This window comes from Bacillus sp. B15-48 (assembly GCF_016879755.1).
Lineage (GTDB): Bacteria > Bacillota > Bacilli > Bacillales > Cytobacillaceae > Mesobacillus_B.
On the sequence record NZ_WOFU01000002.1, the window covers coordinates 527,999 to 552,140 of the forward strand.

28 protein-coding genes and 1 riboswitch are annotated in these 24,142 nt (G+C 37.6%); of the genes, 7 read left to right on the forward strand and 21 right to left on the reverse strand.

All coding sequences use genetic code 11. The features are described from left to right. Positions 1-69: 69 nt before the first annotated feature. Complete coding sequence (locus tag GNT69_RS08170; RefSeq protein WP_203554459.1) at positions 70-906, reverse strand: lipoate--protein ligase family protein; 837 nt, start codon at positions 904-906, stop codon at positions 70-72. A 226-nt stretch (positions 907-1,132) separates the two neighbouring features. Between GNT69_RS08170 and GNT69_RS08175 the strand changes: the two genes are divergently transcribed. Beyond that, positions 1,133-1,513 carry a rhodanese-like domain-containing protein gene (locus GNT69_RS08175; RefSeq protein WP_203554460.1) on the forward strand — a complete coding sequence of 127 codons (381 nt, stop codon included), beginning with the start codon at positions 1,133-1,135 and terminating at the stop codon, positions 1,511-1,513. A gap of 91 nt (positions 1,514-1,604) precedes the next feature. On the opposite strand, the gene gcvPB is transcribed toward GNT69_RS08175, so the two are convergent. Genes gcvPB through gcvT form a run of 3 tightly spaced genes read right to left on the reverse strand, consistent with a single transcriptional unit; the run spans position 1,605 to position 5,532 of the window. Continuing rightward, complete coding sequence (gene gcvPB / locus GNT69_RS08180) at positions 1,605-3,065, reverse strand: aminomethyl-transferring glycine dehydrogenase subunit GcvPB (RefSeq protein ID WP_203554461.1); 1,461 nt, start codon at positions 3,063-3,065, stop codon at positions 1,605-1,607. Then, positions 3,058-4,404, reverse strand: a complete 1,347-nt coding sequence (gene gcvPA, locus GNT69_RS08185) for an aminomethyl-transferring glycine dehydrogenase subunit GcvPA (protein ID WP_203554462.1) — start codon at positions 4,402-4,404, stop codon at positions 3,058-3,060. The genes gcvPB and gcvPA overlap by 8 nt, the downstream gene beginning before the upstream one ends. A 21-nt stretch (positions 4,405-4,425) precedes the next feature. After that, a complete protein-coding gene (gene gcvT, locus GNT69_RS08190; RefSeq protein ID WP_203554463.1) occupies positions 4,426-5,532 on the reverse strand; it encodes a glycine cleavage system aminomethyltransferase GcvT in 1,107 nt (368 codons plus the stop codon). 171 nt (positions 5,533-5,703) lie between these two features. Then, positions 5,704-5,791: riboswitch (glycine riboswitch) on the reverse strand. Positions 5,792-5,950: 159 nt separating this feature from the next. On the opposite strand from gcvT, the gene GNT69_RS08195 reads away from it, so the two are divergent. Both GNT69_RS08195 and GNT69_RS08200 read left to right on the forward strand, forming a co-directional pair. Next, positions 5,951-7,639: a DEAD/DEAH box helicase gene (locus GNT69_RS08195; RefSeq protein WP_203554464.1), complete on the forward strand. Its 1,689-nt coding sequence runs from the start codon at positions 5,951-5,953 to the stop codon at positions 7,637-7,639. Continuing rightward, entirely contained in the window at positions 7,617-8,411 is a 795-nt protein-coding gene (locus GNT69_RS08200) for a YqhG family protein (protein WP_203554465.1), read from the forward strand. The genes GNT69_RS08195 and GNT69_RS08200 overlap by 23 nt, the downstream gene beginning before the upstream one ends. A gap of 235 nt (positions 8,412-8,646) precedes the next feature. On the opposite strand, the gene GNT69_RS08205 is transcribed toward GNT69_RS08200, so the two are convergent. The 8 genes from GNT69_RS08205 to comGA all read right to left on the reverse strand — a co-directional run bounded on the left by GNT69_RS08205 (position 8,647) and on the right by comGA (position 12,927). Beyond that, positions 8,647-8,826 carry a YqzE family protein gene (locus GNT69_RS08205; protein WP_203554466.1) on the reverse strand — a complete coding sequence of 60 codons (180 nt, stop codon included), beginning with the start codon at positions 8,824-8,826 and terminating at the stop codon, positions 8,647-8,649. A 68-nt stretch (positions 8,827-8,894) separates the two neighbouring features. After that, a complete protein-coding gene (comGG, locus tag GNT69_RS08210; RefSeq protein WP_203554467.1) occupies positions 8,895-9,272 on the reverse strand; it encodes a competence type IV pilus minor pilin ComGG in 378 nt (125 codons plus the stop codon). Further along, positions 9,269-9,730 (reverse strand): competence type IV pilus minor pilin ComGF, encoded by a 462-nt coding sequence (gene comGF, locus GNT69_RS08215; RefSeq protein WP_203554893.1) that lies wholly within the window; start codon positions 9,728-9,730, stop codon positions 9,269-9,271. The genes comGG and comGF overlap by 4 nt, the downstream gene beginning before the upstream one ends. Next, positions 9,696-10,037, reverse strand: coding sequence for a hypothetical protein (locus GNT69_RS08220; RefSeq protein ID WP_203554468.1), 342 nt, complete (start codon positions 10,035-10,037; stop codon positions 9,696-9,698). Before GNT69_RS08220 ends, comGF begins: the two co-directional genes overlap by 35 nt. Beyond that, positions 10,021-10,458 carry a competence type IV pilus minor pilin ComGD gene (gene comGD, locus GNT69_RS08225; protein ID WP_203554469.1) on the reverse strand — a complete coding sequence of 146 codons (438 nt, stop codon included), beginning with the start codon at positions 10,456-10,458 and terminating at the stop codon, positions 10,021-10,023. The genes GNT69_RS08220 and comGD overlap by 17 nt, the downstream gene beginning before the upstream one ends. Continuing rightward, on the reverse strand, positions 10,455-10,760 hold the full coding sequence (gene comGC, locus GNT69_RS08230) for a competence type IV pilus major pilin ComGC (protein ID WP_203554470.1): 306 nt from the start codon (positions 10,758-10,760) through the stop codon (positions 10,455-10,457). The genes comGD and comGC overlap by 4 nt, the downstream gene beginning before the upstream one ends. A 21-nt stretch (positions 10,761-10,781) precedes the next feature. Continuing rightward, positions 10,782-11,816: a competence type IV pilus assembly protein ComGB gene (gene comGB / locus GNT69_RS08235; RefSeq protein ID WP_203554471.1), complete on the reverse strand. Its 1,035-nt coding sequence runs from the start codon at positions 11,814-11,816 to the stop codon at positions 10,782-10,784. Continuing rightward, positions 11,809-12,927, reverse strand: coding sequence for a competence type IV pilus ATPase ComGA (comGA, locus tag GNT69_RS08240; protein ID WP_203554472.1), 1,119 nt, complete (start codon positions 12,925-12,927; stop codon positions 11,809-11,811). Before comGA ends, comGB begins: the two co-directional genes overlap by 8 nt. A 198-nt stretch (positions 12,928-13,125) precedes the next feature. Between comGA and GNT69_RS08245 the strand changes: the two genes are divergently transcribed. Beyond that, complete coding sequence (locus GNT69_RS08245) at positions 13,126-13,827, forward strand: helix-turn-helix domain-containing protein (RefSeq protein ID WP_203554473.1); 702 nt, start codon at positions 13,126-13,128, stop codon at positions 13,825-13,827. Positions 13,828-13,906: 79 nt separating this feature from the next. Continuing rightward, positions 13,907-14,149, forward strand: a complete 243-nt coding sequence (locus GNT69_RS08250) for a DUF2626 domain-containing protein (RefSeq protein WP_203554474.1) — start codon at positions 13,907-13,909, stop codon at positions 14,147-14,149. 49 nt (positions 14,150-14,198) lie between these two features. Here the strand turns inward: GNT69_RS08250 and GNT69_RS08255 are convergent, their stop codons facing one another. Both GNT69_RS08255 and GNT69_RS08260 read right to left on the reverse strand, forming a co-directional pair. Next, positions 14,199-15,284, reverse strand: coding sequence for a class I SAM-dependent methyltransferase (locus tag GNT69_RS08255; protein WP_203554475.1), 1,086 nt, complete (start codon positions 15,282-15,284; stop codon positions 14,199-14,201). Between the two features lie 109 nt (positions 15,285-15,393). Continuing rightward, entirely contained in the window at positions 15,394-16,029 is a 636-nt protein-coding gene (locus GNT69_RS08260) for an MBL fold metallo-hydrolase (protein ID WP_203554476.1), read from the reverse strand. 102 nt (positions 16,030-16,131) lie between these two features. On the opposite strand from GNT69_RS08260, the gene GNT69_RS08265 reads away from it, so the two are divergent. Together GNT69_RS08265 and GNT69_RS08270 are read left to right on the forward strand one after the other, a co-directional pair. Further along, positions 16,132-16,623, forward strand: a complete 492-nt coding sequence (locus GNT69_RS08265) for a hypothetical protein (RefSeq protein ID WP_203554477.1) — start codon at positions 16,132-16,134, stop codon at positions 16,621-16,623. A gap of 98 nt (positions 16,624-16,721) precedes the next feature. Next, complete coding sequence (locus tag GNT69_RS08270; RefSeq protein ID WP_203554478.1) at positions 16,722-16,895, forward strand: DUF2759 domain-containing protein; 174 nt, start codon at positions 16,722-16,724, stop codon at positions 16,893-16,895. Between the two features lie 67 nt (positions 16,896-16,962). Here GNT69_RS08270 and GNT69_RS08275 read toward each other — a convergent pair whose 3' ends face one another. The 7 genes from GNT69_RS08275 to GNT69_RS08305 all read right to left on the reverse strand — a co-directional run bounded on the left by GNT69_RS08275 (position 16,963) and on the right by GNT69_RS08305 (position 24,114). Beyond that, positions 16,963-18,108 carry a YqgU-like beta propeller domain-containing protein gene (locus tag GNT69_RS08275; RefSeq protein WP_203554479.1) on the reverse strand — a complete coding sequence of 382 codons (1,146 nt, stop codon included), beginning with the start codon at positions 18,106-18,108 and terminating at the stop codon, positions 16,963-16,965. Between the two features lie 132 nt (positions 18,109-18,240). After that, entirely contained in the window at positions 18,241-19,227 is a 987-nt protein-coding gene (locus GNT69_RS08280; protein ID WP_203554480.1) for an ROK family glucokinase, read from the reverse strand. Positions 19,228-19,239: 12 nt separating this feature from the next. Then, positions 19,240-19,446 carry a YqgQ family protein gene (locus GNT69_RS08285; protein WP_203554481.1) on the reverse strand — a complete coding sequence of 69 codons (207 nt, stop codon included), beginning with the start codon at positions 19,444-19,446 and terminating at the stop codon, positions 19,240-19,242. Positions 19,447-19,526: 80 nt separating this feature from the next. Continuing rightward, a complete protein-coding gene (locus GNT69_RS08290; protein ID WP_203554482.1) occupies positions 19,527-20,984 on the reverse strand; it encodes a spore germination protein in 1,458 nt (485 codons plus the stop codon). A gap of 214 nt (positions 20,985-21,198) precedes the next feature. Beyond that, a complete protein-coding gene (locus GNT69_RS08295) occupies positions 21,199-22,737 on the reverse strand; it encodes a rhomboid family protein (RefSeq protein WP_239094100.1) in 1,539 nt (512 codons plus the stop codon). Between the two features lie 130 nt (positions 22,738-22,867). Beyond that, on the reverse strand, positions 22,868-23,071 hold the full coding sequence (locus tag GNT69_RS08300; protein WP_203554484.1) for a hypothetical protein: 204 nt from the start codon (positions 23,069-23,071) through the stop codon (positions 22,868-22,870). A gap of 92 nt (positions 23,072-23,163) precedes the next feature. Next, positions 23,164-24,114: an L-lactate dehydrogenase gene (locus tag GNT69_RS08305; RefSeq protein ID WP_203554485.1), complete on the reverse strand. Its 951-nt coding sequence runs from the start codon at positions 24,112-24,114 to the stop codon at positions 23,164-23,166. Between the last annotated feature and the right edge of the window lie 28 nt (positions 24,115-24,142).

The window sequence follows — 24,142 nt, forward strand, 5'->3', positions numbered from 1 at the left end:
TTGCATTTTTTAAACAACCAAAATTCATGATCGATTACTATCAAAGAAAAAAAGCGAGCATTCTCGCTTTTACCTTTTAAAATTCCACTCATCCGATTCATATTTTTCTTTTACCAGTTTAAGGACGTAGTCCATCTCATCATTTGATAGTTTAAACGGTTCGAGGGTAATATTTAGGCCTTCAGAAAAGCCATCCTTGAAAGCCAATTTTGCCTCCTCAAGCGTAACTGTCCGGCCGCTAATTTCATTAATCGCCACCGCCTTCGATTTAAAGGCTTTTTGCATCCTCTCTTTGACACGGTCATTAGAATACTTAAACAAACTAAATAGCTTGTCCTCGTCTAAATCAAGCAAGATTGAACCATGTTGGAGAATAACTCCCTTTTGTCGTGTTTGCGCACTTCCCGCTACTTTACGCCCTTCAACAACTAATTCATACCAGCTTGGGGCATCAAAACAAACAGCACTACGGGGACTTTTCAAAGCACTTCGTTCTTCATCCGTTTTCGGAATTGCGAAATAGGCTTCTAAACCAAGATTGTGAAAACCCTTCAAAATCCCTTCCGAGATGACACGGTACGCTTCAGTCACCGATTGAGGCATATTAGGGTGTTCTTCAGTCACAATGACACTATAAGTGAGTTCATGTTCGTGAAGGACGCCCCTTCCCCCAGTCGGTCTGCGAACAAAACCAAGGCCATGCTTAACGACAGCCTCCATATCAATTTCCTTCTCAACTTTTTGAAAATATCCAATGGACAAACTGGCAGGATTCCAACCATAAAACCGTATAATTGGTGGGATTTTCCCTTCACTATGCCACTCAAGTAAAGCTTCATCTAATGCCATATTAAAAGCAGGTGAAGCATTCCCAGAATCAATATAACCCCATACTTCTCTTTTCATCGTTTAACCCCATTTATTATATTTTTACAATAGCAATTAATCAAGATAATTCGCTGCTTGTTAAGTAATAAACATTTAATAATTCTACCAAAAAATCCTTTCAAAACAAAGGATATCGCTTCTTTAACTGCACACTTTTTATCCTTTTCCAAAGAATTTCTTTGCTCTCAAGCTCAATCACTTATATAATATAGGAGGCTTAGTTAGTTCGAAAGGAGAAGGAAAGTTGGAAGCATTATACTTTATTTTAATTGCGATCGGTGTATTCATTGCATATGCGTTATTCAATTACTTTGCTCAGCGCCGATATTTAAAAACATTGACAGAAGAAGAATTTAAAGCAGGTTATCGTAAGGCACAATTAATTGATGTCCGTGAGCCAAATGAATTTGATGCAGGACATATACTCGGTGCAAGAAACATTCCCGTTTCTCAATTAAAGATGCGTATGAAGGAGATTCGTCCCGACAAGCCTGTTTATTTGTACTGTCAAAGCGGAACACGTAGTAGCCGCGCAGCTCAAATGCTTCACCGTAAAGGTTATCAAGACCTTTCCCATCTGAAAGGCGGATTTAAAAAGTGGGCAGGTAAAATTAAATCAAAATAAACAAATACTAAAAAGTCATTTCACTTTTTAAAAAAACAGCGTCTCCAAAACGGAAACGCTGTTTTTTAAATGACTTCTTCAGTTTTTCATGTTAAACCTTTTGAAAACGCAGAATCGGTTTTCGTGCTGCTGTCGCCTCATCAAGCCTTCCGATAACAGTCGTATGAGGTGCTTCCTGAACAATCTCAGGATTTTCCTCAACCTCTTTAGCAATATGAATCATCGTTTCAATAAAAGCATCGAGCGTTTCCTTTGACTCCGTTTCAGTAGGTTCAATCATTATACATTCTTCCACATTTAGCGGGAAGTAAATAGTCGGTGGATGGTAACCAAAGTCAAGCAGGCGCTTGGCAATGTCTAATGTGCGTACACCTAACTTTTTTTGGCGTTTTCCGCTTAAAACGAATTCATGCTTACAATGCTGATCATAAGGCAGATCGTAAAATTCAGCTAATCGCCTCATCATATAGTTCGCATTTAATACCGCATTTTCTGTCACAGCTTTTAATCCATCTGGTCCCATGCTACGAATATACGTGTAGGCGCGAACATTAATCCCAAAATTCCCATAGTATGGCTTAACTCGACCAATCGACTTCGGGCGATTGTAGTCTAAAATATATTGATCATCACGCTTCGCTACGATTGGTTTCGGTAAAAATGGAATCAAGTCTGCTTTTACCCCTACCGGACCTGAACCAGGCCCCCCTCCGCCATGCGGACCGGTAAATGTTTTGTGTAAGTTTAAATGAACAACATCAAATCCCATATCTCCTGGACGTGCTTTAGAAAGTACTGCATTTAAATTCGCACCATCATAATAAAGTTTTCCGCCTGCTTGATGAACAATTTCTGCCATTTCTACAATATTTTCCTCAAATAAACCGAGTGTATTTGGGTTCGTCAACATTAATGCTGCAGTATCTGGACCAACAACCGACCTTAAATCTTCAAGGTCAACAAGCCCGTATTTATTTGATTTAACTGTCACCGTTTCAAAACCGGCAACTGTTGCTGAAGCAGGGTTTGTGCCATGGGCAGAATCTGGAACGATCACCTTCGTCCTCGCCGTATCTCCATTTGCTTCATGATAGGCGCGAATCATCATTAAACCCGTCCATTCCCCATGAGCCCCGGCTGCCGTCTGGAGTGTCACCTCGTCCATTCCGGTAATTTCTACTAAATGCTCCTGGAGATCATACATAAGCTCGAGTGCCCCTTGTACTGAGCTTTCTTCTTGCAATGGATGGATATGTGCAAAACCATTGTAGCGAGCAACATTTTCATTTATTTTTGGATTATATTTCATCGTACATGATCCAAGTGGATAAAATCCTGAATCAACCCCATGGTTTCTTTTTGACAATGCAGTATAATGACGCATAATATCCAGCTCTGACACCTCTGGAAGCTCCACATCTTTTTCCCGGATATACTCCTTAGGAAGCAAATCAGCTATCTCTATTTCAGGAACATCCATCTCGGGCAGACTATAGCCAATCCGTCCTGGGCTACTGATTTCAAATATAAGTGGCTGATCTTCTTTATGCATGACAATCCCCCAATTCTTCCACGAATGTATCGATTTCTTCTTTTGTTCTCTGTTCTGTCACGGCAATTAACATATGTTGATCTAGTTCTGGAAAATCACGACCTAAATCATAACCGCCGATGATTCCCTTTCGTAGCAATGATTCATTTAAACTTTTTACAGGTTTGTTCGTTTTCACGATAAATTCATTAAAAGATGGTCCTTCAAAGACAATTTCAAACCCCTTTTCTGCGAGTCTTTTACGTGCATAATGTGCTTTCTGAATATTAACTTTAGCGATTTGCTTAACACCTGTTTTACCAAGTGCTGTCATTGCGACTGACGCCGCAAGTGCATTTAACGCTTGGTTAGAACATATATTAGAGGTCGCTTTGTCACGGCGAATATGTTGCTCTCTTGCCTGCAATGTAAGCACAAACCCTCTGCGACCTTCATCATCCTTCGTTTGACCAACAAGCCGCCCTGGGATTTTCCTCATTAATTTTGATGAGACAGCAAAATATCCACAATGAGGTCCACCAAATGCAGCTGGTATTCCGAAAGGCTGAGCATCACCAACGACGATGTCCGCATTAAAGTCTCCAGGTGGAGTCAAAGCACCAAGCGCTAGCGGATTGCTGGAAACAACAAATAAAGATTTAACCGAATGGATGATTTCCTCCAGTTCTCCCAGTGGCTCAATTCTGCCAAAGAAATTTGGATATTGGACCATAACAGCTGCTACATCCTCATCGATCATCTCTTTCAGAGCCTCTATGTCCGTGACCCCATGATTATATGGGATTTCGATAACCTCAATGTACTGCCCCTTCGCATATGTTTTTACTACTTCTTTCGTTTCCGGATGGACAGCCGCTGAAATAAGCACCTTTTTACGTTTCGTTTGCCCGGCACTTAACATCGCAGCCTCAGCTAAGGCTGTGCCACCATCATACATTGACGAATTTGCTACATCCATTCCAGTAAGTTCACAAATCATCGTTTGATATTCAAAGATGGCTTGTAATTCTCCTTGAGATATTTCCGGTTGATAAGGGGTATAGGCTGTGTAAAATTCCGATCTTGAAATTACATGATCAACAATGACTGGTTGGTAATGATCATAAACACCAGCACCTAAAAATGACGAATGGCTAGTAAAGTCTGCATTTTTATTTGCTAAGCCTAACAATTCCTTCATCAAAGTCGGTTCTGATTTTGCCGGTTTAATATTATAATCACGATTAAAACGAACTTTTTCTGGGATATCATCAAATAAATCTTCTACAGTGCGAACACCAATTGCGTCAAGCATTTCTTGCTTATCTTTTTCTGTTAGTGGTAAATAACGATGCTTCATCGTTAATCCCTCCTTATGAACTTATTTATTTGCGCGTTTGTAAAATGGAGTTGAGACAACGACTGCTTTCAGTCTCTTCCCACGAACTTCTACTTCTACCTCAGTCCCAATTTTTGTAGATGTAATTTCTAGTAGAGCAAGACCGATATTACGTTTTAATGACGGAGATTGTGTGCCTGATGTAATGGTTCCAATTTTCCTCCCATCTCTAAAAACAGAGTAGCCGAAACGCGGAATCCCACGGTCCATCATTTCGATGCCAACAATTTTTCTTTCCAAACCATTTTCCTTTTGATTTTTTAAGGCTATTTTTCCAATGAAATCAACTTCTTTATTCAACTTAACAGCAAAGCCAATTCCAGCCTCTAATGGAGAGATTTCAGGTGAAAGCTCTTGGCCATAAAGCAACAAATTTGCTTCAAACCGTAGCGTATCCCGTGCACCAAGTCCACATGGAAGGATTCCTTCCGTTTTCCCCGCCTCTAATATATCATTCCAAAGATCAATGGTATCTTCTGGTTTACAGTAGATTTCAAAGCCATCTTCCCCTGTATAACCAGTTCGCGAGACAAGCGCGGTCTTTCCTTTTAAATTCACTTCTTTATTAAATTTGAAAAAGCCTATCTTCTTTAAGTCAAAATCAGGACTAAGTTTCTGCAAAATACTCTCAGCCATTGGACCTTGGATTGCAAGTTGAGCTATTTCATTCGAAACATTTTTTAAGACAAGATCTTTTTCAAGATGACCTTTTAGCCACTCAAAATCTTTTTCAATATTCGCTGCATTAACAACAAGGATATAATGATTATTCGCTAATTGATAGATAATTAAATCATCAATTGTCCCACCTTTTTCATCACACATTGCGGTATATTGTGCTCCACCATTCTCCAATTTCTCGACATCATTCGTCATCATTTTTTGAAGAAATGGCAAACTTCCGCTCCCAATTAGCTCAAATTCCCCCATATGAGAAACGTCAAACAATCCTGCTTTCGTTCGTACAGCCTCATGTTCTTCTTTAATACTCGAAAATTGAACTGGCAGTTCCCAGCCTCCAAAATCAATTGTTTTTCCATTATAATGCTTGTAAACATCAAATAGCGGCGTTCTTTTTAAATTCCCCATTGAACTAAACCCCTTTTCCAACAATTTATAGTTAGTATGGCCTATTAATAATAAAAAAGGACAGAGTACCCCCTCATTAAAATGAGTTGGTCTCTGTCCTTTCACCTGAAAGTTTACCTATTACGGCTTTCCCCTTTGGTGGCTCAATATTTTGAGCGCTCTCCAGAGTTGCGTCAAACAAGTGTTCTTTTGCCTGAGAGATTCGCTATATGCTTGCTCCTTCGGCGCTACATTATGTAGTCTCTCCCCCTGCCATCATCCGCATCATATTTTTTTATTTTTAGGACATACTATGACGTAAACAAAAACTGTTAATTTTTTATTGCATTACATTTCGAAAAATTCAATTCACTTTTATCCTACCATTATTGAGTTCGTTTCGCCAATATAATATTTGATTACAAAGGAGTGAATAAATTTGACGGTCGAAATATCCTTCGATTCCTCGTGGCAAGATGAATTTATCAATAAACTAACAAATGACGGTCCATGGGGAAATTGGGAGCTATATAAGCTCGCTGTGGAAGGGGAAAAACAGACAATTATTCCAGAATTTGAGGGATTGCAAGCTCCTAAGCATCTTCCGCAACTTGTTCCTTTGCCCCACCAGCTCGAGGTAGCTAAACAAGTGGTGGAAAATATGCACGGAAAGGCAATCCTTGCTGACGAAGTAGGACTCGGAAAAACAATTGAAGCTGGACTCATTTTAAAAGAATACATGATAAGGGGTCTTGTTAAAAAAGTATTGATTCTTGTACCAGCTTCGCTCGTATCCCAATGGGAAATGGAACTTAATTCGAAATTTCACATTCCTGTTATTGCTCAAAGAAAGAGCTATGTTTGGGAGCAATGTGATGTTGTCGTTTCGTCAATTGATACAGCTAAAAGAAATCCACATCGAGACATCATCTATAAACAGAGTTATGACATGGTGATTATCGATGAAGCACATAAGCTTAAAAACAACAAAACTAAAAACTACGAATTTGTCCAAAATTTAAAAAAGAAGTTTTGCCTTCTGCTCACTGCAACTCCCATTCAAAACAGGATTGAAGAAATTTTTAACTTGGTTAGTCTTTTAAAGCCAGGACATCTTGGTAGTGAAACAGCTTTTTTTGACAAATATAAAAAAGATTCTCGACAGATTAATGACAATGAGAAGTTGCAAGAACTTGTAAATAAAGTGATGATTCGCAATAGGCGTGAAGATACCGGTATCGAATGGACAAAGCGGCATGTTGAAGCGATCACAATTGAATTTACGAAAGAAGAGCAAGAATTGTATAGCAGTATCGACCTTTTAAAAGAGGACGGATTAGGGATCTCTACAAACCAATTTTCGCTTATGACATTAAAACGCGAAGCTTGTAGCAGCCGAGAAGCTGTCTACTATACATTAAAAAATATGCTTCAGCGACAGGAGACCCGCTCGGCTGTCTTTGAAGAACGTGTAGCGACGATTATAAAAAAAATTGAAGCGGTAACAACGAATTCTAAAGCAGTGAAAACGTTGGAGTTAATAAAAAAAATAAATGATAAAGTCATTATCTTTACAGAATATCGAGCTACACAACTATACTTACAATGGTATTTACAGCAACATGGAATCACTTCAGTTCCATTTAGAGGAGGTTTTAAACGAGGGAAGAAAGATTGGATGAGAGATCTTTTTGAGAAAAAAGTACAAGTACTGATTGCTACTGAAGCCGGCGGAGAAGGAATCAACCTCCAATTCTGTAACCATATCATTAACTTTGATTTACCTTGGAATCCGATGAGACTTGAACAACGAATTGGTCGGATTCATCGCTTAGGACAGAAAAAAGATGTAATGATCTATAATTTTGGGATAAAAAATACTGTAGAAGACCATATTCTTAAACTTTTATATGAAAAAATAAACTTATTCGAAAAAGTGATTGGGGAACTTGACGATATCTTGACGAAGCTTGAATTTGGAAAGGTTGAAGACCATTTAATCGATATTTTTAGCCAGTCTAATTCTGAAGGTGAAATGAAAATTAAAATGGAGAATTTTACATCAATGATTCAATTTGCAGAAGAAATGAAGGAAGGGAATGTTCATGCAGCAACAGGAAATTCATAACTTCCTAAAACGGTATTTTCTAGCAAACAACTGTGAAATCATTCATTCAAACTCAGGGCATATGACCGTTCAATTAACGGAGGAAATGGATAAGGAATTGATGAACCGCCCGTTCTATTGGCACTACTTAGAAAAAACCGGTGGAATTCCTAACCCAATGAAACTCACTTTAATCACAAACCAAGAGGAAACAGCGAAAGATATCAAAGGAGAAAATATTCACTTTGGATCACCGCGATTGCATCAAATTTTTGCCACTACAAAAAAGCTTGCTCGCTATATTCGTTTATATGAAAACGATTCTGCCGCATCAGGAAAACAGTTACCCTTATACCCATGGCTTTGTTTGAATACAAAAGTATCCTATCGATGCGACCGAAAACGAGATGTCTATCATTCAATTGGATTGCAATTAATTAATGGTCGTATGGTAACAGATTTTCATGATCAGCTAATGAATTTACCATTGACCCCAAAAATACCTGATTATACTTTTACACTTTCACCGCTAATTATGCCGAAAAGTGGGGTAAATCGAATTAAAAATATGCTCGAAGCAAATATTAAGAATGAAGACCATACTTGGTCTATCGAGGCGAGAACGCGCTGGAAGGAAGACCTTGAGCTATTAGAACATTTCTATCAAGATACAGGAGAGAGAAAAGAAAGTTATGAAATCGAGAAACAAGCTTTACAAGAGCAATTCGAACCTAAAATTCATATATCCATTATTAATGGAGGCTTATTTTACTTAACGGAACAAGCGATTTAATTAGAAAAGCGCAAGCGCCTTGGGCAGCCCCGACAAGCATAAGACGCTCCAGATTAGAAGACGCTCTTTGTCTTCAAATCTGGAGTGGCTTGTGACCTCGAGGGGCTAGGCGCTGGAGCTAGACATTTTCTAACTCCAGAAATTTTCTTTCTTATCTTCTAAAAAATACTCCCCTTTAAGTAGCAGATTTTCAAGTTTGATCTGATTACTTTAAGGGGAGTATTGAGATTCTCTTCTACCGTTTCCGTTTTAAGAACAACATTAAGGCATAAGGCAATATTCCAAACCACCGAAATAAAAATGGCGGTTTTTCTGCCTTTCTCACTTCTTTGCTTTTCATTCGGTCTTCTTTTGGTTGATCAGCATATTTGACAACAGTCTGTGTTAAATACTTTACATAATCATTCGTTTTCACAAAAACACCTACCTTCTACGCTAACAAGTGTTTCCTTAACTCCTTTAATTAAACGATTTTTTAACGATTTAATTTTTTTCAACCCAACGAACCATCTTTTTTTCATCTTTGTCATAATGGGTAACAGCAATCCATTGTTCATTCGTTTCGAGTTTAAGCGTAAACGTATACTCATCAATCCTCCCAGAAAGCACTTTTCGTTGAAACAGAACTTCTCCTCTTGAGTACTGAATTCTACCTGAACTGAAGGATTCATCATTTTTCAACTTTTCCTCTAGCTCTTTAAGTGCTGAAAGCATATAGTACTCCCCAACCAAGATTGTTTCAGTCTGCCGATAAAAACGTTTTTCCACCATGTTTTGTTCGATGGCAATTAAAAGAAACATACTAAAAAAAACGACCATACATAAAGAAACCGGATAAACGAAGCCTTTTTCATTCCTCATCCTTCTGTAACCTCAATTGGTATAAATGCTCTTATATTCGCGTTGTGTTCATTACCAGATGAATCAATAACTGTAATTTTGTACCCTTCAGGTAGACTGTTAAACTTTACCTCTGCAACATTTTGAAGGATGATTTCATGCCCTGAAAAATTCACACGCCTACGAAGATTTGTACCGTATTTCTCATATAAAACAGTATCGCTCCCCCTTTGTAAAAATAACTTATCATCTTGAATATTCACTGCGTTACACATGCGTAACTCCTTTTTTAGTTGGCTAGTGAACACTTCCCATTCCAACTTTTGCATTCTCGCTTCACTATATTCATATCCAAGCACTGTCTTTAATCCGAGAGGGAAAAGTGCCATTAGTAAGCAAAAGACCATAAAGGCAATAAGCATTTCAACAATTGTAAACCCTCTATCATTCAACAAGGCCACATTTTCTTGATTTTTCATTTTGAAAAAACCCTTCAAATTCGACACACACCTCCACAATTGAATCAGAATCCTGTCTATTCATTGTTATCGTGTAAACTGTGCCACCGACAACTTCTACTGAATCCCCAGTCATATGTTCCGGATTGAACTTTAGTTGTTGCAGTTGGTCATATAATAAATGAATCGCGTCTGCTTCTTGTCGTACTTGAACGGATTGCCCGAGAAGAAGCATTGTCAACGGAAGAAGAATGCTCGTTGCGAGTAGCCACGCAGATAAGGATAAAAGAATTTCTGCGAAGAAAAAGCCATCATTCTTCAACGACATAAAAACGCCCCCTTCCTATTAGCATTGTCATCCGGTACAAGCGGTCATCAATTTCCACATATAACGAACCAAATTTATTTGTGTTTCCATTAGCAGTAAATTGAAAATAATTCATTGGACTTTCGCGAACTTTAACTCCCGGTGAATAGTGACGCTCAATAAGCATCGGCCCATTAAATCTTGAACGAATATAATAATAATTGGCTTCAGGCATGATATGAATGGTCACTTCTTCTTGACGGGAAATCGCATACTGCTGTGCGTATAGAAAATCCGATTTGAGTTGAGAGAAAAATAATTGTTTTTCAAGGAGTGTGTTTACTGGCTGTAATAGAATTGTGGAGGCAAAAGACATCACTAAAAAAATCGTGAGGACGAGCAGCGTTTCAATTAACGTAAATCCATTCCTACGAATCTTCATTCATCCTTTGGAACGGTGACCTTACCATCTGACGATAAGGAAATCTCCTTGCCATCGGGACAGATTGTTCCTCCTATATAACCGGCGGTCACTAACTCATCAATATTATCTGGAAACTTTTTCTTATCGATGCGAAAAGCCTGGACCTGTCCTTCAACCATTTTCACAAAAGCATCACATCCCTTTGTGTTAATGTTGGAGTTATGCTGTGTAATATTTGGGACAGTAATGATTAGCAGCACAGAAATAACAAGCAAAACGATCATCATCTCAATTAATGTAAATCCTTTTTCATTTTTCATTGGATCATCCCTTTCAAATGATTAAATGCCTTGTAATAACTCAAACATTGGAAGCAAAATCGCTAAGTACAACGCAACAATTAACAAACCAATTACACTATAAAGGACAGGTTGAACGATTCTCATCCCCCTTTCAGTCCATTCCTCTAATTGTGCTAGACAATGTCGACTGTAGAAAAATAACTCTTGATCAAGCTTTCCGTTCTCTTGACCATGCTTAATGATTCGCGAAAGTTCGGCTTCAAAAAATGGAAATGAAGCAATTGCATACTCAAATTCGCTACCTGCAGCTAAAATGGTTTTAATTTCCTTTCCAACACTCATTGAAAAAGGTTCTTGTTTATTGTTTTCAAAAACATTTAAAGCCTCCATAATTGACATTCCACTTGAAAACAGATAGCTTAACTGAACGGAAAAGTTTTGGGAGTACAGAAGTTTTAAAAATTTCCCTATAATTGGAAGAGATACGAGTTTCCTACGTTGTTCAAGGACTGGAGTGTTTTTAAATATGAACTGATAATACCCAGCAACGAACAAACAAAAAATAACGAAAAAATAAAAAGCGAGGGGAACATACGTACTAAAGGCAGAGATGATTGTAGCGAAAATATTTGTTTCAACATTCATATTTTCATAAAGAGAGGTAAACTTAGGTAGTAGAACTTGATCAACAAAGTAAAACAAAATAGATGTTAAAACGATTAAGAAAAATGGATAGCTTATTAACTTTTTTAACCTATCGTAATCATGTTCCCGTTTTAACACCATTGTACTTCCCTCAATTACAGCTTCGGCTAAGCCTCCATGCTGTTCGGCAAAGTACACATAATTTACCAGATGTTTATTGAACTGCAAGTCTGAAAGTACTTGAAAGAATGGATATCCTTCTTTTAATTCAGCAATACAACTCCTTATTTCCTTTTGTTTCTTCCTATCAAGATGATAGGAAAGTGAATCAATGGCTTCTGCTAAAGGATAACCCCTGGCTAATAATTCACCAGTCCTCTTTAAAAAGCTAGCCTGCTCCTCAACAGACCAGTTACCTTTCCTATTCATCAAATACCCACCTATTCCATTCATTTTCTTTTATAAACCCTAGCGCAATCCCTTTTTTTATCACATCCCTTAGTGTTTCATAGTATATGGCCTCTTTTCTGCCTTTTACCTGCATTAATACAGCAGATAATGCACTACCCGTTAATAGTTCGAAAACACTGCCTCTTTGCGCACGACCACTTGTGTAACAGTATGGATGGCATTCCCCCTGACAATAAGGACAGGTTAATTCCACCAATCTTTGCGCTGTCACTGCAATTAAAGTCTGTTCAATTTCTAACCAATTAATCCCAAACTCTAGAAGCCGATAAACTGCTCCCTTCGAATCACGTGTATGCATAGTCGTCAATACTAAATGACCGGTAAGGGCCGCGCGAATAGCGATCTCAGCTGTTTCCTGATCGCGAATCTCACCAACCATAATAATATCCGGATCATGCCTCAGAATCGCCTTAAGACCTGTTGCATATGAGATTCCGGCCTTTTCATTTACTTGAACCTGGAGAACGGTATCACACTGTTTTTCAATGGGATCTTCTAGGGTAATGATGTTCCGATCAATCATTTTCGAGGCCTCTGAGAGGAGGGAATAAAGAGTTGTCGTTTTACCACTACCAGTTGGACCTGTAAGAATTATAAGCCCATGGGCACGAGTTAAAAGGGAATGAAGCTTTTTCGTTGTTGCTGGGAAAAGGCTCAGTTGATATAAAGGAATTTGTTGCTGTTGAGGAAGAATTCGAATAACCATGCTTTCGCTTTTTTTTACTGGGAGGGTGGAGATTCGAAGTCCTACATTTGCCTTGCGATGAGAATAAAAGTAAGATCCGCTTTGCGGTCTTCGTCTGTCACCTATATCCATCGATGCAATGAATTTAAAATGTGAAGTTAATCGTTCACAGACAGACTTTTCAAGAGTACACATGATTAGCAGTTGATTTCCTAGCCGGTACTTAATAACTGTCTCGCTGTCACAAGGAAGGATATGGACGTCTGAAGCACCTTTTTGAATTGCATCAGTTATGATTCGATTTGCTAATGTTTGAATGGATTTTTCAATCTCAAGCACCACCTTTTTATTTGTTAACGTAAACTTCGCCAGTACGTTTCCCATTCCCTGCTAATATTTAAAGGAATTATGTACAAATAGTGACAATTAAAGGGAGCCTCCATTATTTTTTTCGTTCATGAATTCGTCATTTAGTTGTGAACATTTTCTAAACATATAGTGTAAACAGTGTAAACCTCATTCCAATCATTTTACAGCTGTATTATAATAAAGGAAAATTACAGAAGCCAGAGGTGAAGTGTTGTGGAACAAACATTAAAAATAACGGGTGTACTATCTGACCCTACGCGGTATTATATTTATCAATACATTACGAAACAACACAAAGATGTGACGGTTCAAGAAATAGCCGATAATTTTGATATCCATCCTAATGTTGCCAGACTACATTTATCAAAGCTTGAAGATGTAAACATGCTTGTATCTGAAACTAAGAAAACAGGAAAAGGTGGACGCCCAAGTAGGTTATATCGTTTATCTGATGATGTCGTAGAGCTTAACTTTCCTTTTAGGGACTATAAACTGCTTGCAAAAATCTCCATGATGACAATGATGTCTTTAGGTGAGGAAGGGAAAAAGGCATTATATGTTACAGGGAAAAAGCTCGGTGCTGAATTAATTGATCAGGAAATGTCGAGCCCGCATCAATACAAAGATGAATTAAATTTTGACCAGAAGTTAACGATTATGCGAAATGCCGCGACGATTGCGGGATTTTACCCAGAATTTGAAGTAAATAATGATCAAACGATTATTTATTTCCAAATATACAACTGCCCGTTTAAAGAACTAGCTGAGGAGCATACTGAAACGGTTTGTTCAATGCATGTCGAATTTCTAAAGGGCATGTTTGAATCCTTATTCGATGACATTAAGCTAATTGAGAAAGAGAATATGATCGCTGGTTGTGACTCCTGCACATACCAAGCTTTAGTAGCACACTAAACAAAGCTTATTTACTTTTCCCTCCTATTTTCATATAATTGGAATGTATGGGACAGCAAGGGAAAAAGGAGGGGTAAATTTGGATCGAATGTACAGAGTTTTAGGGTTCTGGACAGGAATTTTTGCAATTATGTTTTTTGTAGGGGATATGTATACAGCGTCCTTGTTATTCTTTGGACAAACAGGATTCTTCTTACTTTTAAGTTACTTAAAATTATCCGAACGCATGTATATTTATATCTTCGGAGCATATTTAACTGTTTTCTTTGCCGGCTTTACTTATTACACTACGTTTTTAATGGTACCTGGAGTTGGCCACTAAAACACAATCTTCACCTAAAAACGATGGATTGCTCCATCGTTTTTTTGTTTCACCAAAAAGCTTGGTCACAAGCATCTATCGCTTTTTCTTGGATGATGACATGAAAAGCACTGCTTATTCCACCCGGGATAATTAAGTTTCGGATCGCTCGGTTCTGTTTGCTTTTTTCTGAAAAAGGATTAGAATCATCGTTTTCTTGTAATTCATCAAGAATTCCTAGTTTCAGAAAAAATTCATCTTGTCTATGTTTTTCGATAAAGCCCAACCCATATTTTTCTCCCTGTTCAATGAGTGCATCAAAGTGAACATGACTAGTAATATCCATTCTCCCTGGAAATTGCAGAATATCCCGATACATCTGATGTGAATAATATCCTCTTAAACTTCCATCCTTCCTGGCTGGTGCCTTCCACTCATTTTTCGTATAACCATAATCAACAGTAATGACGATTCCCTTCACTAACGATTGACTGATGGTTTTTATTACATTCTCCATCTCAAGTGGAATTTCTATTCTCTGCCCGTTACTAAGAGTAAGTCTATGTACATGAACAAACGCTTTTATATCTTCCCTCTCTAATGGGATTAAAACTTCTGACAGGCCACCCTCACAATACGTGATCATCACCTCAAACAACTCTCCATCTCGTTTTTCAATTACATGGACAGGAAGGGCATCAAATAATTCATTCGAAAATATTAGGCCATGAAAAGCACCAAGTTCGCCAAGTTCTTTATACTGAACTACATCTTTAAACCCGTTTAGCTCTTCTGATTGTAATTTTCGGTGATAAGCGCTTGTTTCGATTAGTGTATATGAAATTGGCGATGAAGAATATTGACTCCACCCATCTAAAAAAGCTTTAGCAAAACGGCCATTCCCACCACCAATTTCACATATAGCTGCTGGCAAATTGAATTTATGACGGAATCCAGCATACCATTTAGCAACCAATTTCCCATAAATATCAGAGAAATTGCTTGTTGTAATAAAGTCCCCTTCTCGACCTATTTTCATGTCATTCTTCATATAATAACCATATTCAGGATCGTACAGCACCAAATCCATATACTCCGCATAACTTATTCTTTTTTTGGGTTTCCTTTTAATAAAATCTTCTATGTATGTTAGCATTATTTCTCCAACCTTTTTACTATTGACGTGGTGTTTATGGTGTTACATCGTAAAAAGAGCCCAATTACAACTTAAGAAAAACCCTTCATTTTCGAAGGGTCTTTTCTCTTTAATAACCATTTAAAAAGGGATTTGCATCCATTTCCTGGCCAATTGTCGTTGCCGGTCCATGCCCAGGCAAAACAATCGTATCTTCTGGAAGGATAAGAAGCTTTTCATGTATACTTTTTAACAGCTCTGCATGGTTTCCACCACGCAAATCCGTTCTGCCAATACTAAATTGAAATAAAGCATCACCCGAAGCAACAAACCCACCTTCTGCAAAGTAAAAGGACACACTCCCAGGTGAATGACCAGGCGTTTCAAATACCTGAATAGTGAACGCTTCGAGCGTCATTTCCTGCTCATTCTGAATTAAATAGTCAGCTGGTCTCACAGAGATTGTTTGACCTGGTAAAAATGAATTAGAACCGTTTAAAGCAGGGTCCCGAAGCCAGTCCTTTTCCTTTTTATGAATATATACAGGAATAGAAAACCCATCTCTAATCGCATCGACCGCACCAATATGATCAAAATGAGCATGGGTTAATAAAATCGCAATTGGCTTTAACTTTTTTCCATCTATGTATTTTTTTATTTTCTCAGGCTCTTCACCAGGATCGACAATAAGGCAATGATTATTTTGATCTGAGATGATATAACAGTTTGTTTGCAAAGGCCCTAGTGGCAATGGATACCATTTCATAATCCAAAAACACCTCCAATTATTTAGTTGATTTTTATACTCTTCCTATTTTACACTATTCATTGTAAAGAATTAAGTTTTTTGATAAGGAGGGGCATCCTAATGTATACCGTATACGGTGTTGAAGCAAACTCCCTTGCTTCTAGTATTCCAGAATTTCATCAAATGCTAACTTCCTCTTTAGAGGTTTTTGAAAACCATGAATCTATGTATATTTATAAGAATAGCACGGTTGCAAATGAAGCAAAAAACCTATTAATAGAAGCAAACTTATTTGAAGAAGTTCATCCACTCCTAATGGCAAATAAAGGGACAGAAGGAGAATGTTTTTTTGATTACGGATTTAACGGAGAGAAATGGACATATCTATACAAAGATTGTATTTCCGCTTTCACTCTATTTGGAGATGATCTTAACCAAAGTAAAATGGCCAAACTACAAATAAATGAACATTTAATCTACAGTCTCTGTACAGATTCCCAAGAAATATTCTTCATTGATAATCAACTAGAGCCGTTAATAAAAGGGATTGCAAGTGCCTATAAATGTGAGACCAATTTTTTAGACCTCGACAAATGGAAAAAAAACCTATAAAATAGTATCGAATATAAGATAGCGTCTACATAAGGATTTGCTTATTGGACTACTTCACAAAGTAATGCTTAATCATATATTTAAAAGGGGGGATTTCCATGGGTTTAGTTATTATTTTTGCATTAGTAACATTGCTATCATTGTATGGTACATTCAGTGCACTAAAAAACAAAAACATACTTGGGATTATTTTTGGTGGAGGAACTCTTCTAGTCTTTGGCTGGTTTACAATCATGACCATTATTTACTCCGGATATCCAATAGCTCATTAATTCACTTAAAAAGGACCGTAAATACGGTCCTTTTTATATATGCACGAATATATTCCTATTTCCCTTCTCACTTGTTTTCAATTAGATCAATAATATTCTTTTGTTTTACATCAATTAGTTTTTCAAACTGGTATCCATACAGACACAATCCACCATTAGGTGAACAAGAAATTGGTGCATTCTCTAGATCAGAAAAAACCACCTCTTCTTGCCCATCCATCAGAGAAAACTCTATTAACCTAAATCCATTCATATATAAATCAGCGTCACCACTTGACTGTGGTCGAAATTGGAGAATTATTTGTTTGCTATCAATTAAGTCGAAATAAGGAACGAGCCAACCTGAGAACTGCGACAATTGATTCACTTTAAACAAGGAAACTTGTTCAAATTCTTTATTAAAAATTGTATACATAGCATTCTCGGGCTCACGTATGTTCGTTTGGACAGCGATAATAAAATCTCTTGAAGAGTCAATAAAGTGAGCTGAGGAAACAATTTCTTGCTTTTCACCGTAAGTAATTGATTCCTTCACAAGCGCTGCGTGAAGAGTTAGATCGGACGTATCCCAATTAAGATATAAAATGTCATCCTCCACTGGCCAAAGAATAAATGGCTGGGATAACTCAATTTCAATGATATTCTGCTCCTTACTATTAAGAATGAAGCTAGAAAAAGTCCAATCCTCATAAAAGGCCGTTACAAGGATTTCATTTTCATTTTCTTGATTCCACGAAAATTCCAATTCAAATGAATCGACTCGCGTTTCATACAAAAGCACCCCATCTATTGAAATAATCTTAATTTCTCCTACATAACTTGAAGGGGATGAATGAATTAATACTTGGTCCTTTGTTGGGCTAATCATTGTGTTAACGATGGGATACTCACTTTCGTATAATAACTCACTTTCACCTGTTGATAAATGATACATATGTATAAAAGAACCTTCACTACGATTCATTACGTATAAAATCCTTTCGTTATCAATCCATCCAGATACCTCTGAAAATACCCCTTGCATATTCGTAATTGGAAATATTTCTTTTGCACCTGGAGTTTCTTTATCGTACTGAAAGTCATGATTTAAGCTTGGTTGAGGGTGAGAGGTCTTTTCTTTTATACAACCCGAAAGAATAATAATCGCTATTAATAATATGAATATAACAAAGTTTTTACTATTACCTATGTAACAATTTAACCAGCCTTTCACTTCCTCCCCACCTTCCTACTGTATAAAATTACGTAAATGAAAGGAAAATGTTTCAAATTTTTTAAAAAAACATTGTAATTAGATGTGGCCAAAGAAAAAAGGAAGTAATAATAACTTCCTCCTTTTATCCAATTAGGAATCGAACCTATTTAATTTATTTTTCACTAGCCAAGCAGCACCAATCACACCCGCATCATTTCCTAAGGCCGCAAGAGCAAGCTTCGTAGAATTTGCACCTCGCGAAAAACAATGGTTAATGAATTCCTTCGATAACGGTTTAAGAAGTGTCTCACCTGCTTTAGAAACACCACCACCAATAATAATCTTTTCAGGGTTTAAAATATTAGCGACGTTCGCTAGGGCAACACCAAGATAATAGGTGACCGTTTCAATAATTTTAATCGAAACATGATCTCCTTCTCTAGCTGTATCAAAGACATCTTTAGCATTCACTTGACCGTTGGCGACATATCGACTATAAAGCTTTCCTGACTGTTTCTCAGTGTTTTTCAGTTGTTCATGGGCAAGTCGTACAATTCCTGTTGCAGAGGCAAGCGTTTCTAAACAGCCCCTTTTTCCACAATTGCATGCTGCTCCTCCTTCGAGCATGGAGCTAATATGCCCAATCTCACCTGCTGCGCCATTCATTCCTTGCACAATATCCCCATTGGCTATGACACCACCACCAACTCCTGTTCCGAGTGTGACGCAAACAAGGTCCTTTCCACCTTTTCCGGCTCCCTGCCACATCTCTCCTAACGCAGCACAATTGGCATCATTGTCTACAATAACCGGTATGGAAGTTCCTAGCTCCAATTCATCCTTCAACCGATACTTTCCCTTCCAGCCAAGGTTAATTGCTTCTAGTACTGTACCATCTATCGTATTTACTGGTCCAGGTGCACCAACACCAATTCCTAAAATCTTTTCTTTATTTTTCTCTAGATCATCAAGTTTACATTTAATCTCTTTCGTAATGTTTGGAACGATATTCTTCCCGCTTGAGGATAGATCTGTCGGAATCTCCCACTTTTCAACGATTTTCCCTTTAATATCAATATAGGCAATTTTCGTTGTCGTGCCACCTATATCAACACCAATCATCACCTTTTCTGTCATTTCCTTTTCCCCTTATCTCTCTCTCTTTTCCTTTTCAAGTCTGATTTCACGGCGTAACAATAAAATCGCAGTTCTAAATTCTGACTCATCTAATAATTGCGTATGATATAAATCTCTTATTTCCATTTCCATCATTTCCAAGTCGTCAAGTCGATTTCCGAGATAAATGATTGTTCCGTAGCTTTTTAATAGTTGTTGGATATCGTATATTGTTTTCAATGTATTCCCTCTCACTGTGAACATATTTACATTAAAAAGTATAATCGATACCTAATATGTTAACAAGCACCGCTTTATGTTTAACGATCAGGATCCTTTGTATGTAATACTTTTGGACGTCGGTTTTTTAATGGGATAGGCGCGCGAAACAAAACGTCACGAAAGGCTCTATAATTAAACGGAAGAAACGGCCATAAATAAGGAATTCCAAATGAATTCATTCTCGCAAGGAACAAAATAAAGAGCACGATTCCGATGACTAATCCATATAAACCAAACATAGCTGTCGCAATAAGTAGGAACAGCCTTGCTAAACGATTCGCCAAGCTCATTTCATAACTCGGTGTTGCAAACGTACCGATAGCAGCAATTGAAAAATACAAAATGACTTCATTTGTCAGTAGCCCGACTTCAACAGCCACTTGCCCGATCATTAATGCAGCTACAAGACCAAGAGCGGTCGCTAATGCTGTCGGTGTATGAATAGCTGCCATTCTGAGTCCATCTAAACCAATCTCAATTATTAAAAATTGGAGAAACAACGGAATCTTTCCGGGGTCATTAATCCCGATATACGAAAACTGCTCTGGCAACAACTCTGGATTCGCAGCAAGTAAGTACCAAATCGGCAGTAAAAAAATCGATGCCCAGACTAAAATATACCGTACTAATCGCAAATAGGCACCAACTAACGGTTTATTACGATACTCCTCGGCATGCTGCATATGATGCCAAAAAGTTGTTGGTGTGATTAAGACGCTCGGCGATCCATCGACCATTATAATTACATGACCTTCATATAAATGAACAGCCGCCGTATCTGGGCGTTCAGTATACCTGACATTAGGATATGGATTCCAATGTTTCCCCATAATAAACTCTTCGATCGTCTTCTCACCCATCGGTAGTCCATCTGTATCTATTTTCGCAATTGAATCTTTTATTTTCGTAACCATGCTTTGATTCGCAATATCTTCAATATAACAAACGACCACATCTGTTTTTGACCTACGGCCTACTTGCATATATTCCATTCGTAACGTCCGGTCCCTAACTCGTCTTCTTGTTAACGTAGCATTAAAAACAAGCGTTTCTACAAACCCATCACGTGATCCCCTAACGACCCTCTCCGTATCAGGCTCTTCAGGTCCTCTCACTGGATATTCACGAGCATCAATTATGATGGCTGATGTTAACCCTTCAACTAGTAATGCAGTCGGTCCAGAAAGAACCTTTTCTGTAACGTCATCTAAATCGTCTGTCATCTCGACTTCAACATATGGAATGTACGTACGGACAAGTTTTTTTAAAGTATCCGGCTCAAGAGCGGCTGGCTCTAACTTCGCTAAAAACTTCATTAACAAATGTAAAATATCATCTTTTGCAAACCCATCAATCAAAAACATCGCCATTTCTTTTTCGGCATATTCCAAATCGAGCTGAATCACGTCAAAACTTTTTTCAACCCCTAATGACTCTTTTAAATAAGCAATATTATGCTTTAAATCAGCTTGCACAGGATGTTTTATTGTATCCATAATCCACCTCGAAAATCTTGTTCATCTTTAACTAACCATTTTTTTCCTTATCCTTCCCCATCATTGCCACACTTCCAAAAAATCATACTTCATGAAATAAAGCGAAACTTCCATTATCAAAAGGTTTATTTCTATGAATAATGGTTTGGGGCGTGCAACAATAAATGACAAGAAAGTTAATTAAATTCTGAACCAAAAGATGAGGCGTTAAAACTTATAATCCAATTCTTTCTAAGTAAGCAGTAATATTGTCGAGCAATTCATTATATGCTTGATTTCCCGGCTCTAGTTGCAATGCTTTTTTAGCATATTCATTTGCCTTTACAAAGTCCTCTTGTTCAAGATAAACCAATGCGAGATTATAGTATGCTTCATGAAAGTCAGGTTTAAGTTGAATGACATGATAAAGATTCGTTTTTGCACGGTCAAGTTGGTCCCTTTTTATTTCTGTAAATGAAAGCATAAATAGAATTTCGGGTGATTCATTGTTTTTATAATGAGTCAGAACGCGATAAGCATCATCATATTCTTCATCTTGTATGTATTTTTGAGCTAAGATTAAGATCGATTGTTCATTAACGACTGCTTCACTATGATTAAAGCCAAATTGGATTAATCCGATGATAATCACCGCAGTTGCTACAAGGTAGGAGCCTTGACGAATCACTCGTTTCCTTTTAGGGAAGTGGACAATCCCTGCAGCAGCAAATCCTGCTATCAAGCCTCCAATATGGCCTGCGTTGTCAATTCCAGGTACAGTAAAACCAAACACTAAATTAATAGCAAGGACAATAAGGATGTTCATTCCCATCGAACGAAAAAACAGTTGTGGAAAAACAACCCCAAAGTAAAGCAATGCACCAAAAAGACCAAAAATAGCACCACTGGCGCCAGCAGACAAATTCACACTAAAAATAAAACTTGCTAAAGAACCACCAAAACCAGCAAGCAAGTATATGAAAAGAAAACGGTGATTTCCAAAAATTCGTTCAACCAATGGTCCTAAATAATACAAAGCTAAAGAGTTCATGAGCAAATGAAGGAAGCCGATATGAATAAAAATCGGAGTAAAAAATCTCCACCATTCCCCTTCTAAAATTAGCGGATTAAATTTCGCCCCAAATTCAATTAAAGTAGTGGTATCTGTACTACTCCCTTTCATTTCCATTAAGAAAAAGATGATGACTTGTACCGTCAGGAAAATATAACTAAAAAATGGTTTTGCTGCATGAAAAATTTGCTTTTCTGCTTTTTCTCTCTCATTTGCTGTTATTAATGCCTTCCTTCTATATTCATCCGTCTTATTTTCATGTGGCCATTCTTCGTCAACTTCAAACCTCTCCCCGAATAAATTTTCTATCCTTCGTAGAGATTCTCCACTGTTTACACTTTCGATAATTTTACTTGTAACTTTAATTTTTTCTTTAAGAGGTTCTATATAAGGGTCAGCAACCCACTGTTCATAGTCGTCAACTGGGGGATACGCAGAGAAATACAAATTAAGTACACTTAAATTTCCTTTTATATTCTCACGTCGGATTTGTTCAACATTCTTTGCAACAACCTCAATATCACGTAATAACCAATTGGTCCAATCAAGCTGATGAAAAAAAAGACGAACAATTTGTGCTTCTTTATTTTCCATGTTTTCTAACCATAGCTCTCGCTGGTCTTTTGAGAGCTGGATTATTCTATATTCTCGCTTTACGATTAAAAAATAGGCCGTCCTCCAAAATAAATACTCCTCCTTCAAACTCAAATCCCCCTCTTCCTTCTATTCATATAATCATTATAAATAAGTACCCGTATTTATTCTATTAAACGTACTAAGAAAAACCGACCCCACATGGAACAATGACATCATCCATAAAAAAAAGACCCTATTAAAGGTCTTTTACATCGGAAGGGCCTGTGAAAATCGTTTTCATCATTCGATCACGAACACCAGGGATGCCCATTAAGGAACGAACCGCAAACCTCCTCAGGATTGCATTCCCTAATATACGATTCATCACTCGATATCGATTTTGATAAATATAATAACCAGTAAAAGCTAATATGACAATTGATAACGCTCTTTTTACCATTTTCATCCCTCCATTCATATGTTGTTGCAGGAAGAGAACTTTTATCCTTAAAATTAGAAAAAACCGTCCAGTTTATGAACGGTTTTCACATTTCAATCAAATATAGTTTCTTTTATGCCTTTTAATACTTTAACCGAATGGGCAAATTTTTCCTTCTCGACCTCATCTAATGAAAACTCCAATACCTCTCTAATCCCATCTCTATTGACAATTGCTGGAACGCCAATATAAATATCATCATGGTTATATTCGCCATTAAGATAAGCAGAAACAGTTAAGATCGAATTTTCATTTTGTAATATCGCCTTTGTAAGTCGAACAAGACCCATGGCGATTCCATAATAAGTTGCTCCCTTTCTTTCAATTATATGGTAGGCTGCATCTCGAACATTAACAAAGATTTCTTCAAGATCTTCCTTTGTATATTCTTCCCGTTCGTCGATGATTTTTTTAATCGGCTTTCCGCCAATGTCTGCATGGCTCCAAACCGGTAATTCTGTGTCCCCATGCTCACCAATAATATACGCATGAACATTTCTTGTATCAATATTAAAATAATCTCCTAACAAAAATCGAAAACGAGCAGTATCAAGAATCGTCCCTGAACCAATCACTCGTTCTTTCGGTAAACCTGAAAACTTCCAAACAGCGTATGTAAGAATATCAACCGGGTTAGTGGCAACGATAAAAATCCCATCAAAACCATTGTTCATTACCTCACCGACGATTCCCTTGAAGATAGCAGTATTTTTTTCAACCAAGTCCAATCTTGTTTCACCTGGCTTTTGGTTGGCCCCGGCACATATGACAACGATATCCGCATATTGACAATCACTATAGTCCCCAAACCATATTTTCGTCGGTGCTGGAGCAAATGGCATTCCATGGTTTAAATCCATCGCATCGCCCTCAGACTTTTCCTTGTTTAAATCAATTAAAACAAGTTCCTCAGCCACGCCTTGATTTAACATTGCGAACGCATAGCTAGAGCCGACCGCTCCTGTTCCGATAAGTACCACTCGATTTACACGATTTCTTTTCATTGATATATCCTCCTGTTTAACAATCATC

Excerpts from the sequence above, each read along its gene's own strand:
- GNT69_RS08170 (WP_203554459.1), bottom strand. The coding sequence starts at position 906 with ATGAAAAGAGAAGTATGGGGTTATATTGATTCTGGGAATGCTTCACCT.
- gcvPB (WP_203554461.1), bottom strand. The coding sequence starts at position 3,065 with ATGCATAAAGAAGATCAGCCACTTATATTTGAAATCAGTAGCCCAGGA.
- gcvPA (WP_203554462.1), bottom strand. The coding sequence starts at position 4,404 with ATGAAGCATCGTTATTTACCACTAACAGAAAAAGATAAGCAAGAAATG.
- gcvT (WP_203554463.1), bottom strand. The coding sequence starts at position 5,532 with ATGGGGAATTTAAAAAGAACGCCGCTATTTGATGTTTACAAGCATTAT.
- GNT69_RS08200 (WP_203554465.1), top strand. The coding sequence starts at position 7,617 with ATGCAGCAACAGGAAATTCATAACTTCCTAAAACGGTATTTTCTAGCA.
- comGG (WP_203554467.1), bottom strand. The coding sequence starts at position 9,272 with ATGAGGAATGAAAAAGGCTTCGTTTATCCGGTTTCTTTATGTATGGTC.
- comGF (WP_203554893.1), bottom strand. The coding sequence starts at position 9,730 with ATGAAAAATCAAGAAAATGTGGCCTTGTTGAATGATAGAGGGTTTACA.
- GNT69_RS08220 (WP_203554468.1), bottom strand. The coding sequence starts at position 10,037 with ATGTCGTTGAAGAATGATGGCTTTTTCTTCGCAGAAATTCTTTTATCC.
- comGD (WP_203554469.1), bottom strand. The coding sequence starts at position 10,458 with ATGAAGATTCGTAGGAATGGATTTACGTTAATTGAAACGCTGCTCGTC.
- comGC (WP_203554470.1), bottom strand. The coding sequence starts at position 10,760 with ATGAAAAATGAAAAAGGATTTACATTAATTGAGATGATGATCGTTTTG.
- comGB (WP_203554471.1), bottom strand. The coding sequence starts at position 11,816 with ATGAATAGGAAAGGTAACTGGTCTGTTGAGGAGCAGGCTAGCTTTTTA.
- comGA (WP_203554472.1), bottom strand. The coding sequence starts at position 12,927 with ATGGGAAACGTACTGGCGAAGTTTACGTTAACAAATAAAAAGGTGGTG.
- GNT69_RS08255 (WP_203554475.1), bottom strand. The coding sequence starts at position 15,284 with ATGCTAACATACATAGAAGATTTTATTAAAAGGAAACCCAAAAAAAGA.
- GNT69_RS08260 (WP_203554476.1), bottom strand. The coding sequence starts at position 16,029 with ATGAAATGGTATCCATTGCCACTAGGGCCTTTGCAAACAAACTGTTAT.
- GNT69_RS08265 (WP_203554477.1), top strand. The coding sequence starts at position 16,132 with ATGTATACCGTATACGGTGTTGAAGCAAACTCCCTTGCTTCTAGTATT.
- GNT69_RS08270 (WP_203554478.1), top strand. The coding sequence starts at position 16,722 with ATGGGTTTAGTTATTATTTTTGCATTAGTAACATTGCTATCATTGTAT.
- GNT69_RS08280 (WP_203554480.1), bottom strand. The coding sequence starts at position 19,227 with ATGACAGAAAAGGTGATGATTGGTGTTGATATAGGTGGCACGACAACG.
- GNT69_RS08290 (WP_203554482.1), bottom strand. The coding sequence starts at position 20,984 with ATGGATACAATAAAACATCCTGTGCAAGCTGATTTAAAGCATAATATT.
- GNT69_RS08300 (WP_203554484.1), bottom strand. The coding sequence starts at position 23,071 with ATGGTAAAAAGAGCGTTATCAATTGTCATATTAGCTTTTACTGGTTAT.
- GNT69_RS08305 (WP_203554485.1), bottom strand. The coding sequence starts at position 24,114 with ATGAAAAGAAATCGTGTAAATCGAGTGGTACTTATCGGAACAGGAGCG.